Below are 13,092 nucleotides of genomic sequence, written 5' to 3'. Positions count from 1 at the left end.
GTCAGCGCAAGTTACAGCACTAATTCATAACAATGAAAAGGATGGGTGCTTTGTTTGGGAAAGAAGATGTCCCCCAATCTTTTGTAACCTCTTTGCTCATAAAATTTCTGGTTTCGTTTATTTTGGGAAAAGGTGTCGAGACGCACTGATATAAAATTGTTTTCACGGGAATATGCCTCTGCATAATCCATAAGTTCTTGTGCGAATCCCATGCCCTGGAATTCTGGAGCAATGCATACACGATGAATATAAGTACTGTTCCCATTAGGAGTTAACCATTGAATCGGAATATATTCATCATCCATATGTGTTGAAATAACGATTGCGCCAATTACCTTTCCATCATGTTCTTTTACAAATAGCTCTTCTCTTTTTAGGTCGTTCAAAAAGGCATTTTTGGTTGGATAATGTTCGTTCCATTGAAAAATTCCCATTTGAATCATTTTATTCGCACAAGCCCGTGTTATGGTAAGGATATGATCGATTTCGGATATCTTTGCGTGTCTAATCATCGATTGGTTTCAATTAAATTGTAAATTTAAGCTATAATCATAACCACCAAACCATGAATAATATACTGGTACCGATAGGCACATCGCCCAATGCAAACGAGACACTTCAATATGCTACTGATTTTGCATCGAACTTTGGAGCAAAGGTTTTTGTTATGGATGTATTTTCTATTTCTTCAGTTGCCGGGAGTTTGGCAAATGTGAAAGAGAAGGTAGCAAAAAGCAGTAAAGAATATATCAAGGAAGTTATTGAAGAGGTTGACACTAAAAATGTAGAACTGAAGATAGCAACTTATAATGGTGATATTATTGATGGTCTAAATGATATTAACAAGGAGCTTGGAATAGATTTAATCATCATTGCCCCACGAAGCAATGACATACAAGAAGAACTTTATCTAGGGAACACAACAGGGAGAATAGTAAAACAAACCAATATCCCGACATTGATTGTGCCCAAAGGAACTCAGTTTAAGCCAATGGGCACTGTGTTGACTGCGTTTGGATCAGGCATTTTAAAAAGGAATAGGATTTTGAATCCTCTAATGTCCATTAAGGATAAGTTTAGATCCAAGATTAATCTATTGTTGGTAAAAAGACCGGGTTATTCCGAAGAAGACCTTCAGGTAAACACAGCTTTATTGGATATCAGTGAGCAATTGATTATTACGGAGCAGGGGACAACCTATTTGGGAGTTTTGGAACATTTTCAAAAACAACAGCCGGATTTGTTATGCGTTTTTAGAAGAAAACGCGGCTTTTTTAAGAAACTCTGGGAGAAGAACACCGTTCCCAAGTCCGAATTTTTTGTTCCTATTCCAGTATTGGTGTTAAGCGTTAAAAAATAGCTGAAGGGTGATAAGTTCCATTTTGAAACTTTATAAAAATGTCTTTCCTTTGCGACGCTCTAAACGGGGGATTAGCTCAGCTGGCTAGAGCGCTTGCCTGGCAGGCAAGAGGTCACCGGTTCGACTCCGGTATTCTCCACTCAGTAATTAAAGGGCTTCAAGAGTTTTTAACTTTTGAAGCTCTTTTCATTTGCACGCAATTTGCACGCAAAATAGCATGTACATTAAATTTGAAATAGATTGATACAATAGCAATATTCATTGGCTATCTTTACTGAAGATGGTGTCGTTTTTGTATCCTAAAATCCCTTAGATAGGATTACATATAAAAATTAGGCTAATGATGTTGAAGAGTGGGGCTCTGGCGAAGACCCATGATTTTCTCTTTTGTGCATTTCTTTGATTATTTTTTAAGTTGATTCGTTTTCAGAGTTTTATAAATCAATATGAGTAATAACTTATCAAAACTATATCAGACTTTAAATCAACATTTAAGCCCTGATGTGCTTTGTGCTAAATGATATAATCTATTGGAAGCTCAAAACCGTTTAAGAAAATTCCTATTTCATTTCCAAAATGGGCATTACCACTATGGAATTAAAAGCTAATAGAGGGCATTCGTCCGCAATTTGTATGGCATCATGTAATGTTTCAGCCTCTATATGGATATAGCCGGTAATTAAATTTGGTCCGTTCAAAAAATCCCCGTCAAACTTGTAATCTCCTTTGCCATTAACAAGAGCTCCTTCCTTGTGAAAAGGACTCCCACTAAGGTAGTTCCCCGATTCTGAATAATGATGCATCCACGGAGCATAGTCGTTTATCAATTCTTGCATTTCTGCAAGGGATGGTTCTTCTCCCTTGCTCTTGACAATCAAAATAAATTCCATTTAAATTCTTTTACATTTTATTTAAGGACAATGAATATTTGGATTGGGGGACACTTATGTCCCCATTTATTGGTGTTTTTTGTTTTTATAGAGTAAATTGTTAAGTATCATTTAAAAATGTCAGAAGTGCAGGAATTTCTATTATTGATCCACGGAAGTGGATATCAGGACGAGTCACCAGAAATGCTAAAGCAACATATGGAGAAATATGTGAATTGGATGAACCAGTTAGTGGAAAAAAAGCAGTTTATAAAAGGACACAGATTGGATAATAGTGGCCACTTCCTAACAGATAAGGAAACCGTTATCAGTGATGGCCCCTTTCTTGAGCCCAAGGAAATTATCGGGGGGTATATTATTGTTAGGGCGATAAACCTTGATGACGCTACCGCAATTGCCCAACAATGTCCGCTGAGTGATGAGTTTCAAATTTCCATTCGACCTATGTTCAAAGGCCCCAATGAGCATGAAACCCCAAAAAAGTGAAATCAAGGTTGTAATAGAAAAGCTGTTTCGTACGGAGTACGGAAAAATGGTCTCCTATTTGACCAATAAGTTTGGTTTTAACTTTTTGGAAAACGCGGAAGACATAGTTCAGGAAACACTGTCAGTGGCATTCCAAAAATGGGCATACAGTGGAATACCAGAAAATCCCGAAGCCTGGATATTTGTAGTAGCGCGGAACAAAGCTCTTAATCTTGTAAAAAAGGAAAGTAGAAACACCCAGATAAACGTTGCCAAATTGGTAGAGGATTACTCTGAAAATGAGGCTCAAATACATTTGAATCAGGAAATTGAGGATGGTATGCTCCGGATTATGGTGGTGTGTTGTAATCTTGATCTTCCTGTCAACAGCAAAATTGTCTTTATTCTAAGTTGCCTTTGTGGTTTTAGTCGCAAAGAACTTTCCCAAGCGTTATTGATACCGGAAGAAACGGTAAAAAAAAGGCTTTTTAGAGCCAAAAACAGTATCCGTCTTCAAGAACTCAACCTTTCATCGCCAAAGGAAAAATTACTTTCCCGGCATGCCAATGTAATCTGCAATGTTCTTTACATTCTTTATAACGCAGGGTACAATTCGTCGGTAAACAAAAGCGTGATCAGAAGGGAAGTTTGTTTTGAGGCAATGAGGTTGACTAAGCTCATCCTAAATCAGAATCCCAATAATCCCAGGGCCAACGCATTATTTGCCCTAATGTGTTTTCACAGCGCAAGGTTCGATAGCAGAATTGATGAGGAGGGGGCCATTGTTCTTTTTAAAGACCAAGATCGCAAGTTGTGGAGCAAAGAACTTATAAAGGCCGGGATGTACCATTTATCGGAGGCATCAAATGGAAATCAGCTATCTGCTTATCATTTAGAGGCGGCAATAGCCGCGGAACATTGTATCTCATCAGATTTTGAAAGCACAAATTGGGATTTAATACTATCTCAATATGTTCAATTGTACAAGCTAAAGCCCACCCCGGTCATCCTACTTAATCTGGCCATTGTAAAAAATATGTTGGGTGGAACCGATGAAGCTATCATAGAACTGGAACGTTTAAAAACAAATAAACAGCTAAATTCCAATTACCTATTATATGCAACATTAGGGGAACTTTACGGAAAGGTCGAGCAGTACGACCTTGCGATACAAGCTCTGGAGAAGTCCTTGTCCCTTACCAATTCCAATCAGGAGAAAGCCCTTCTCCAAAAGAAAAGAAAAAAGCTTAGTGATTATTTGGGTGAATAAAGTCATTTTTTAGTCCCCGAAAGGTGATTAAGGATGTCTTTATTGTAAACAAAGTGATGAAGTACCCTATTTTACTATTCTTACTTATTTCAGGATATGGCCTAAATGCCCAATATTCAGATGTAAATCTAGGAAATCTGAAAATCAACCATCATATCAAGGACACCATGACCGTTCGCAGTTTTTATAAGGATGTGCTTGGCATGGAGCTTCATACACCAAAATCTAAGGTGCCAAGAGATTACTTAACATTTTCCAATGGTTTTAGGTTGAACATCATTTATCAAAATCAAAATGCACCGACCCCAGAAGATTTTATGAAAGCCTTGTGGATAAGAATTCATGTAAAAGACTTTAAGGCCTTAGCAGATAAGATTAGGGACTCCAAAGCGAAGGTTTTCAAGGACTATCCAGAACGAGAAGAAATATACTTTCAAGCACCTGGGGGACAGGTTTTTAGAATGGAAAAAAATTAACCTTAATTATTACACTATGAAGAAAGGTATCTTATTTATATTCATGACATTTATGTTGGCCTACACAGCCTCAGCTCAAAACAATATCCAAAATATATTGGATAAAAAGCTCGCCCTTGATATGTTGCATAGAACTTGGGAGGAATTAGAGGCCACCTTGGAACCAATAAACGAAAGCGATTTACGAATTGTTCCTAAGGATGGCGGATGGTCCATATTAAATTGTTTAGAACACCTGGCATTGGTAGAACCTGTGCTTCTTGCCGAAATAAAAAAAATGCTCAAAACCAACAAGCCCAATTTATCTAAGGACTTGAGCGCAAATGATGGCTTAATAATCACATATATAACAGATCGCACAAAAAAGGTGGGCACTGCAAAGCCTTTTGAGCCTATGGAGAAAAACAGGCATAAGGGTAAAGCCGATTTTCTAAAGGAAATCAAAATTGCAAGGACAGCAATGATTCAATTGCTAACGGAGACCAAATCAGATTTGAGACACCTTTTTGGGCCATACCCGTATGGGGAAGCAGATGCCTATCAACAATTTATAATTGCAGCGGCCCATTCGTACCGCCATGTCATGCAAATACAGGAAATACTAAATGAAATACAACCAGAAAAGAAGACCAAATAGATTAGATTTTTAACAAAATCATCATGTCTTAAGACCGAAAACTTTCGGCCTTTTTCTGTCCTAGTCATCGGACTGCCCTTTCTGTTTTCCTTTAAACCTGGTATTAAGAAATATGGCCTTCCAGGTCCCTTTTTCGTAAATACCTACTTTAAAATTATAGGTGCTGTCATTTACAAATTCCCACATATCGGTAACATCCGTTCCTCCATATTTATATCGATACATAACGTTGTTTCCTTCAAATTCTACCTCTCCGTGGGTTGCCCCTCCAAAAACATCGAACTCAGAAAAAAGTATTTTGTTTTGTTCTTTGTCGAACCATCGAATTCCATGGTTCCTTTGACCAACTTCCAGTTGCTGTAAGTCCGTATATCCAGTGGAATTGGCAATAACAATAGCACTATCAAGGGCAAAGTTGAATTCAATGGTTTGCATAAACTTGGATTGATTACCCCATTTTCCTTGGGCTTTCCAGACTTTCTTTGTGAATTCCTTAAATTTTTGAATGGGCGTTTCTTGTGCCATCCCCAAGGAAGCTATTAAGATAAATGCAATCGACATTGTTTTAATACTTCGTATCATGATTATTGGATTTAAAATTCATTTCTATTCTTCCCAAAACTCTGGGACTGTTTCAGACCCCAATAGCCTACAATCGCCACAAACTCGTGGGGCGACCAGAAATGGCCCTTCTCCTTCAGCTATCTTCCCATTTTTTGAAACAAAACTTAACAATCCCGTCTCGAAAAAGTGCTCAAGAAAACAATCGCCTCCGGAGGTAAGCAAGGGGGGTGCAATTTCTATACAGGGATCTACATAGGGCGGAAGTGGTTCACCTTCATAGAAGTCTGTGAAATTGAAAAAAATACGTTGTTCAGACATCGAACTCACTTCAAAATAACCCAACACTTGCTCAGATGGGTTATTCAATGATTTAATGTTCCCCTGTACGAAACCATTTTGGGTTTCTGACAAAAGAGATTCGGAGGTCGACAATTGGTTTAATGTACGGTAAAAGGAATAGCCAAAATCAGTTTGCACAAATTGTCTGACCAAAATGCTGTACCGGTGCGATAGGATATAGCTATCAGCAGGAATAAAGTGAACCATAAAGTTCTCAACAACATCAGTCGCAAATGATTTAGTGGAAGTTTGTATTATGTTGTTAGATAAATTGAATCCGTAGCAGATTTTTTCCAGCTCGGTATTGGGTGCCAATTCCATTGCGCACTTAAAATCGTCCGCAGGAATAAGTGTGGAAGGGTTCCATTTGGGTGCAATTATTTTAAACGTTTCTTCATAGGTATATCTATAGTTTTTTAGAGGACCTGTTTCATCAGAACTGTTGACAAATATTGCGATACCATCTACACCATCGTCGTTTATGATTCTTCTGGCGGTTAAACTATCCAGAGGGTTGCTCAATGTCAGGGACTCAATTTCAGATTCATATTGCTTGTTATTGTTCGTATTTATTTTGAGGGTGTACAAAACATCGGGTTCGGCATTGAATTCATTTTGTGATATATAGGTTCCATCGGTAACTTCTTCAAAATTGTGAACAAGTCCCGAATCTTCAACTACGCTAACCTTTGCATTAACCTCGGGTTGAATGCTACCCTTGAACTTAATGGATCTTGACAGAAAAACTCTTTGCTTGGAACGGTTATCTGTAATGGTTGCCTCAACCACCAGCAGATCTTCAAAATCAATAAATGAGGGACTTATTTCTTCCACACAACTTAGCATACATACAGAAAGTAAAACAAAAAGAAAGCGCATGATCAAGCAAGTGGATGTGTTTTAGACAAACATAGGCCGGTTGGTCCGGCCTATGTTTTTAGCTAATTCATTAATCTAAAACGAGAACAAAACTCTTTCTAGATTTATATAGTTTAAAGGTAAATCAACATTGCTCCGAACGGCGGATTTTTGTGCTCAACGACCCTAATTTTGTTGTGAGTGTACGTATGTGGTTGCGCTTGGTTACATATAAAAAAAAGCAGCCTTATACAGGCTGCTTTCAACTATTAAAACCTATATGCTATTCACATATATTAAGCACAATTTCGCCAGGTGTTGGTCCAGGGCCACCTGCAGCGGCTACCTCACCGTTTGGCCCAAAAAGTTCGAAGGAATGCTCGCTTTCAAAATTTCCAGGGGTATAGGTCCACACCAACTCTTGGGTTCCGTCCGGTACATTTATATCAAAACTTCCTGCAGAACCACTAGTAATGGTATAATCTGTGGTGTCTCCATCAATATTGACCGTAATAAAAGCTCCATCCCAACCATCTCCAAAGCTATCGCTTACTTCTAAAGTATAGTTTCCAGTAAATGGTTGCACTGGAATACATTTAATTCCTGCACGATATACATAGGGCGAAGAGAAAAAGGAACCGCCCGACACATTTCCAGAAGCATTTACATCTGTAAATGATCTGCCATCGGTCAAATTCAAAACCATCCGGATATTGACCTCATCACCTCCGGTAACCGAAGAAGGGTCATTTGTAATTCCAAGAGAGCTCAATGCTTCTTCAAGTGTCATGGAAAAGCTGGACCTTGGGAGGCCATTATCACCAAAACTAAATGATGATGCACCCAAAGTGGTAAACAGGCGTTCATCTGCCGAAGTAGAACCATTATCCTCTGAATTATCCACAAAACTAAGGTAAACATCGACATCAGAAAGTAAGGCTCCATCCTCAAGGTCTTGTTCTTCAATTATAACTTCAAATATCGAACTCGAGTCAAAAATGTTAAAGTCACCACTTACAATGGATATTGTTCTTATGACCGCTCCCCTTTCCACTGTGTCCTGAATTTCCAAACTAAGTTTATCGTCTTCGGAACAAGATATTATGCACATTGCCAAAAACATATATAAGGCAAGCAATTTTATATTGGATATTAAATATTTCATCTTAATCATTTTTAGTTAGCGATAAGTGAGCCATTGGTATCCCAGAATACGGGTTCTGTATGGCTTGATTTTTGGCTGATACTGGAGTTGTTGTTAACGGCATCGGATGGATAGTACAAGGATCTAATCACATCACCAGGGTTGGGTTCCAAGTTGGGTTGTAGCGTTCTTGGAAAACCTGTTCTTCTATAAAAATTATAGGGCTCCACCCCATTGCCAAAATGGGCAATAAAGTATTGTTCTCCTAAAATATCCCACTTGCCATCTGTGTCTGCAGCTTGAAAGTTGTTTTGAAGTGTGGTCCGATATGTCGTGATATCTGCTGCTGAAGGTTCAAAAGAAAGATCTGAACCTGCCTCACGACCAACCAAGAAGTTTTGAACCTTGGCCACGGATTTATCGAAAGCAGCCAGCAAAAACTGTTCGGCACTTGCCTCATCCCCCGATACCATAGCAACCTCAGCCCTCATAAAGTCAACACCAAATGCGGTAAGCAAATTTGTAATCCCATTCCCGCCCGCACCAGCGGTTGCTGAAACGGCTTCGAAAGCATCATCGTCGAACCTTCCACCAACAGGGTATGTTCCATAAACTGCCCTTCTTAAACCATCCGGGGGTATGCCATCAGTGTCGCCATGATCTCTTCCCCAAAAACCATTGTCAAGCCAACAAAAGGTGAAATTCCCGTCGATATAATGTTGTGGCGCTGTTTCCAGAGAGCAGCTTAACAATTCCTCATCAGGATCAATTTCTGCTCCTGGAACTGCGGAATTTTGTCTATAAAAATAGTATCGTGTCCGAGGGTCATTTGTGCTATCCAACAAAAACATGAACCAATTTGACATATATTCGCTTGCACCACCGGCAGCATAATTCAGTCCGTATCTTGGATGTCTTGCATCTGGTTGGCTGGCATTAGTTCCCGGCCATCTGTATACAAAATCGTCCGCTGTATCCTGAATGTAATTTCCAGCAGCAATAAGTCCGTTGAAACTAGCTATAGCACCCGAATCAACTAGTCTTCGCTGCAGAAATATCTTCATTTTTAATGTGTTTGCGGCCAAAATCCATTTGTCGAAGTCATTGTCGAAATAGAAATCAACAGTAGGATCTACACTGTCTGAATTGAAATTGGCTATTGCCTGATCTATTAGGTCAAGAGCTTGATTGTATATTTCCTCCCCTGAATCCAATGAGGGGTTAAATACACCTTCGGTAGCCTGGATAATTTCAGAATATGGCACATCACCATAAAAATCAACCATGGTCACCATGAGGAAAGCTTCAATAAATTGGGCAATCCCGATATGTCGTAATTTTCCCTCTTCTACAGCCAAGGGGGTCATAGCCCTTATATCTGCGATTATCCCTCGATAACAATTGTCCCATTCATCATCAACGTCGCTCGCCTGGTAAACGCTGGCGTAGTTCCTCCCATTCATGTTTACCATTCTGGTTATTTCCATCCCCAATTCATTTAAACCATCTCCATCAGTATTTCCTCCAGAGGCCCAATTATCATTGATGTCATTATCGGCATCTCCTTCAAATTGCCGAACAAAATCTTCTTGAATTGAGTTAAGGAAAAAGTCAACGCTGGCTTGTTCCGGGACAAGGGCATTTGGATTTTCAACGATGTCCAGCTCCAATGTTTCGCAAGAGGTAAACAATGCGGAAATCAACAACAACCCGCCTATTATATATGTATATTTCTTCATAACTTTTTTATTAAAATGATGCTTTAAGACTAAATCCATATCTGCGCGAGCTGGGTCCGTTGATAAAGTCAAAACCAAACCCATTTCCTACTCCTGTTCCAGAGGTATTTGGATCCAGATTGGCTCCTTTTGGTGTGTTGACCGCCCTGAACCATAAGTTTTGGCCAGAAGCAGTAAAAACCAATTGTCCAAATGGAGTTTTTTCCAAGAATTTCTTGGGGACTGAGTAGCTCAGCGAAGCTTCTTGCAATCGAATAGTAGTTGCATCGTATATCTTTGACTCACTTTGACCGAAAAGAAGGTTATTGAAAAAGTACTGGGAGTTGTTCAACTGAACCCTATTTGGATTACCATTTAGATCTACCCCTTCCAAAATATAAGTATCCTCCCTATTTAAAGTTTCGGGTATTAACCCTCTACCCAACAACGTAGCAATGGTCTGTGAATAAATATCGCCTCCTTGGGTATAATTCCATTGAAAGCCAAGGGTAAAATTCTTATAGGACAACGTATTTCTCAGATTCATAACCCAATCTGGATTGGGGTCACCAATAATCCCATCCGTAGGATCCTGGACATAATTTCCATCCTGGCCTACCACTAGGTTTCCGCTATCATCTCGTAGGACACGCGTTCCGAAAATTGCACCAAAAGGAGCACCTTCGACAGCAGCATTCCCCAAATTGCTAAATCCGCTGTAGATAACTTGATCCGTATCCAATCCCAGATCTACAACAGTGGTCTCATATGCCGTAAAGTTCAAATTGGAACTCCAAGAGAATCCATCCGATTCGGCGCGAATCCAAGTTACGCTTAAATCGGCCTCTACCCCTTCCGATTCAATTTTACCGATATTGGTAGATGTAACCACAAAACCTGTAGCCGGATCTAAAGGTCTATCCAAGATAAGATTGTTTGTGTTTCGCTTATAGATTGAGGCATCTAGTGTAATTCGATTATTCCACCATCTTGTTTCCACTCCTAATTCAATCTCTTCCAAAGTTTCTGGTTCCAAATCTGGATTTCCCAAACGGGTTCCTGTTGAATTGGAAACTACGTTTGTTGCAGTATTATCCTGACTATCTTGAGTGTCAAGGAACAACGTATTGGCAACAGGATATGGGGAACGTGTATCGAAGTTTGCCGAAACTCCAATTCCCGCCCTTACCTTAAGGTAATTGAGAATTTTTTCCGATTTCAGACCGTCAATGGCCTTGGTGGGGATAAAAGATACACTGGCACTAGGATAAAACTGAGATCTATTTTCCCTGAAGAAATTGGATACCCAATCGTTTCTGGCCGCAAGCGTTAAATAAACATAATTGTCATAATCAAAATCTGTTTGCGCATATACCCCTACAAGATTTCGTTCCCTGAAGACCTGGATTTCATTTTGATTTAGAAAATTAAAGTGCCGTAATACGCCAAACACTTGTTGTCCATCACTCGAAACTCCGTTTTGATCAAATATTGTACGTCTTGACGTTGCTCCAATATTAAAAGTGGTTCCTATTTTATCAGTAATGTCGAAATCCCCATTCAGTGCAAGATTGTGATCCCAAATGGTACTGGTGTTATTCCAAGTCTCATAAATTCCGCTGGCCAATCTAATATCATTGCTTTGACTGTTAATCCCTCCTTTATTCTGTAAGTTGACATTGTTTTCAGAATATACATCAATACCTGACCTATAAAGCAAGTTCAAATTGTCTGTAAGGTCATATTGTATAGATGCTTGTCCAAAAACCCGATTGGTTTCTTGGCTAAATTCTGCATTGAAAACTGTCCAGACTGGGTGCTGAATGGTATTGTCCTGACGGTAATAAACACTTCCTCCAGTAATTGGGTCTTGATATGGAAGACCCTGAATATCAATACTTCTAGGTGTAAACCAAATATCCCCAAAAACAGAAGACCCTGTTCCCGTTGCACCGCTTCCAGAACTATAAGCTACTGGTGGAGCTACAAATTTGGTTCGTGAAAAATTAAGGGTCCCGGCAATCGTGAACTTATTGGACAGCTGCGACCTTCCTCCTACGGATAGGTTATTCCTTGTAAGAGAGTTATTGGGTGTAAACCCTTGGTCTTTCAAATGCGAAAAACTCATGTTATAAGCCGTTTTCCCATCTTCAGAATTTCCTCTGACACCAATTGATGTGTTTGTAACAATGCCCGTTTTAAAAAAGTTTTTTACACTGTCATATGGCCTCCATTCGTATCGGGCTCCCTGAAACTCAGGAAATGCAGCTTGAATAGCCGGAGTTGATGTGGAGTAGGGATGTGCAAGGGTCCCGTTATCATCAATTTGGGATTGGGCACCCCAGCCTGCAGCTCCTTCCCTAGTAAAAGAAGGTCCCCAATTACTGAAAAACCAACCAAAGTTTTGATCAAATCCATTTCCGTATTCATTCTGGTAATCTGGAATTGATGCAACCTCATTAAAGAATACAGAAGAATTAACAGTTACTTCTGTCTTTTTAGGGCCATCATTGGAGAGAGATCCAGATTTTGTTGTAATCAGTATGACGCCATTCCTTCCCTGTGACCCATATAAAGTGGCTGCAGCGAGACCCTTGAGCACGTTTACACTTTCAATATTGTTCGGGTCCAAGTCCAAAAATCTGCTCGAACCATTGTTGCCGTTGACAAAATCATCACGGTCTCCAATCCTGCCAGAGGAGTTGGTATCCGTGCTGAAAGGGACCCCATCAACAATAAAAAGTGCTTGGTTGCTAGAGCTAAAAGTGCTGTATCCTCTAATAATTACATTTGTGCCAGACCCAGAGAGCCCATTCTGTTGCAAAATTTGTACTCCTGCAGCTTTCCCTTGGAGTACCCTTCCAACATCACCTTCGGGTCTAGATTCTAGTTGCTCCGTGCCAACTTCAGTAACTGCATATCCAAGGGCCTGTTTTTCCCTCTTAATCCCTAATGCGGTAACAACGACCTCTTCCAATGCCTGGGCATCCTCTTCCATAGTTACATTTATTACATCAGAAGAACCTATGGTAATCCGGACATCTTTTTGGCCTATATAAGTAAATAATAATACCTGACCTGTTTCGGCATTGATGGCATAGTTGCCATCAAAATCGGATTGTGTGCCAATTGTAGTTCCTTCAATGACAATGTTAACCCCAGGTAATGGAAGACTTGTCTGGTCCGATACTGTACCTGAAATAGTCCTCTGCTGGGCATTGATACCAAATGCCATGAGCAGTAGTATCAATGCAGATAAACTTTGTTTCATACGACGAATTTTATTTTGAGTTAGGTCGCCAAATTATTGGTTTTTAAAGGCTGATGTCCCCGTTTTGTGGCGAACGATTGTCATTATGTTTTAAAGGGAC

General features: G+C 39.7%; 12 protein-coding genes and 1 tRNA gene. 6 read left to right on the top strand and 7 right to left on the bottom strand.

Translation table 11 applies throughout. The features are described 5' to 3' along the window. Positions 1-11: 11 nt before the first annotated feature. Entirely contained in the window at positions 12-512 is a 501-nt protein-coding gene (locus ACULLG_RS02445) for a GNAT family N-acetyltransferase (RefSeq protein WP_452125179.1), read from the bottom strand. 53 nt (positions 513-565) lie between these two features. Here ACULLG_RS02445 and ACULLG_RS02440 point away from each other — a divergent pair, with 53 nt between their 5' ends. Continuing rightward, positions 566-1,360 (top strand): universal stress protein, encoded by a 795-nt coding sequence (locus ACULLG_RS02440; protein ID WP_452125178.1) that lies wholly within the window; start codon positions 566-568, stop codon positions 1,358-1,360. Between the two features lie 65 nt (positions 1,361-1,425). After that, a tRNA-Ala gene (locus ACULLG_RS02435) sits at positions 1,426-1,499 on the top strand. A 421-nt stretch (positions 1,500-1,920) separates the two neighbouring features. Here the strand turns inward: ACULLG_RS02435 and ACULLG_RS02430 are convergent. Next, positions 1,921-2,250: a YciI family protein gene (locus ACULLG_RS02430; RefSeq protein ID WP_452125177.1), complete on the bottom strand. Its 330-nt coding sequence runs from the start codon at positions 2,248-2,250 to the stop codon at positions 1,921-1,923. A 117-nt stretch (positions 2,251-2,367) separates the two neighbouring features. On the opposite strand from ACULLG_RS02430, the gene ACULLG_RS02425 reads away from it, so the two are divergent. Genes ACULLG_RS02425 through ACULLG_RS02410 form a run of 4 tightly spaced genes read left to right on the top strand, consistent with a single transcriptional unit; the run spans position 2,368 to position 5,098 of the window. After that, positions 2,368-2,736, top strand: coding sequence for a YciI family protein (locus ACULLG_RS02425; protein ID WP_452125176.1), 369 nt, complete (start codon positions 2,368-2,370; stop codon positions 2,734-2,736). Continuing rightward, positions 2,717-3,985 (top strand): RNA polymerase sigma factor, encoded by a 1,269-nt coding sequence (locus ACULLG_RS02420; protein ID WP_452125175.1) that lies wholly within the window; start codon positions 2,717-2,719, stop codon positions 3,983-3,985. Before ACULLG_RS02425 ends, ACULLG_RS02420 begins: the two co-directional genes overlap by 20 nt. Positions 3,986-4,041: 56 nt before the next feature. Then, positions 4,042-4,461, top strand: coding sequence for a VOC family protein (locus ACULLG_RS02415; protein WP_452125174.1), 420 nt, complete (start codon positions 4,042-4,044; stop codon positions 4,459-4,461). 16 nt (positions 4,462-4,477) lie between these two features. Further along, positions 4,478-5,098, top strand: coding sequence for a DinB family protein (locus ACULLG_RS02410; RefSeq protein ID WP_452125173.1), 621 nt, complete (start codon positions 4,478-4,480; stop codon positions 5,096-5,098). A 60-nt stretch (positions 5,099-5,158) separates the two neighbouring features. Here the strand turns inward: ACULLG_RS02410 and ACULLG_RS02405 are convergent, their stop codons facing one another. From ACULLG_RS02405 to ACULLG_RS02385, 5 genes are all read right to left on the bottom strand, one after another. Beyond that, a complete protein-coding gene (locus tag ACULLG_RS02405; RefSeq protein WP_452125172.1) occupies positions 5,159-5,680 on the bottom strand; it encodes a hypothetical protein in 522 nt (173 codons plus the stop codon). A gap of 24 nt (positions 5,681-5,704) precedes the next feature. Continuing rightward, complete coding sequence (locus ACULLG_RS02400; RefSeq protein ID WP_452125171.1) at positions 5,705-6,880, bottom strand: DUF4249 domain-containing protein; 1,176 nt, start codon at positions 6,878-6,880, stop codon at positions 5,705-5,707. A gap of 262 nt (positions 6,881-7,142) precedes the next feature. Continuing rightward, on the bottom strand, positions 7,143-8,024 hold the full coding sequence (locus ACULLG_RS02395; RefSeq protein WP_452125170.1) for a hypothetical protein: 882 nt from the start codon (positions 8,022-8,024) through the stop codon (positions 7,143-7,145). An 11-nt stretch (positions 8,025-8,035) separates the two neighbouring features. Next, on the bottom strand, positions 8,036-9,742 hold the full coding sequence (locus ACULLG_RS02390) for a SusD/RagB family nutrient-binding outer membrane lipoprotein (protein WP_452125169.1): 1,707 nt from the start codon (positions 9,740-9,742) through the stop codon (positions 8,036-8,038). Between the two features lie 10 nt (positions 9,743-9,752). Further along, positions 9,753-12,992, bottom strand: a complete 3,240-nt coding sequence (locus ACULLG_RS02385) for a SusC/RagA family TonB-linked outer membrane protein (RefSeq protein ID WP_452125168.1) — start codon at positions 12,990-12,992, stop codon at positions 9,753-9,755. Positions 12,993-13,092: the final 100 nt, after the last annotated feature.

It is taken from the genome of Flagellimonas sp. 2504JD1-5 (assembly GCF_053618295.1).
This window is presented reverse-complemented; position numbering and strand designations above follow the sequence as displayed.

Coding starts and splice junctions, on each gene's coding strand:
- ACULLG_RS02395 (WP_452125170.1), bottom strand. CDS start 8,024: ATGAAATATTTAATATCCAATATAAAATTGCTTGCCTTATATATGTTT.
- ACULLG_RS02445 (WP_452125179.1), bottom strand. CDS start 512: ATGATTAGACACGCAAAGATATCCGAAATCGATCATATCCTTACCATA.
- ACULLG_RS02410 (WP_452125173.1), top strand. CDS start 4,478: ATGAAGAAAGGTATCTTATTTATATTCATGACATTTATGTTGGCCTAC.
- ACULLG_RS02440 (WP_452125178.1), top strand. CDS start 566: ATGAATAATATACTGGTACCGATAGGCACATCGCCCAATGCAAACGAG.
- ACULLG_RS02425 (WP_452125176.1), top strand. CDS start 2,368: ATGTCAGAAGTGCAGGAATTTCTATTATTGATCCACGGAAGTGGATAT.
- ACULLG_RS02420 (WP_452125175.1), top strand. CDS start 2,717: ATGAAACCCCAAAAAAGTGAAATCAAGGTTGTAATAGAAAAGCTGTTT.
- ACULLG_RS02385 (WP_452125168.1), bottom strand. CDS start 12,992: ATGAAACAAAGTTTATCTGCATTGATACTACTGCTCATGGCATTTGGT.
- ACULLG_RS02400 (WP_452125171.1), bottom strand. CDS start 6,880: ATGCGCTTTCTTTTTGTTTTACTTTCTGTATGTATGCTAAGTTGTGTG.
- ACULLG_RS02415 (WP_452125174.1), top strand. CDS start 4,042: ATGAAGTACCCTATTTTACTATTCTTACTTATTTCAGGATATGGCCTA.
- ACULLG_RS02430 (WP_452125177.1), bottom strand. CDS start 2,250: ATGGAATTTATTTTGATTGTCAAGAGCAAGGGAGAAGAACCATCCCTT.
- ACULLG_RS02405 (WP_452125172.1), bottom strand. CDS start 5,680: ATGATACGAAGTATTAAAACAATGTCGATTGCATTTATCTTAATAGCT.
- ACULLG_RS02390 (WP_452125169.1), bottom strand. CDS start 9,742: ATGAAGAAATATACATATATAATAGGCGGGTTGTTGTTGATTTCCGCA.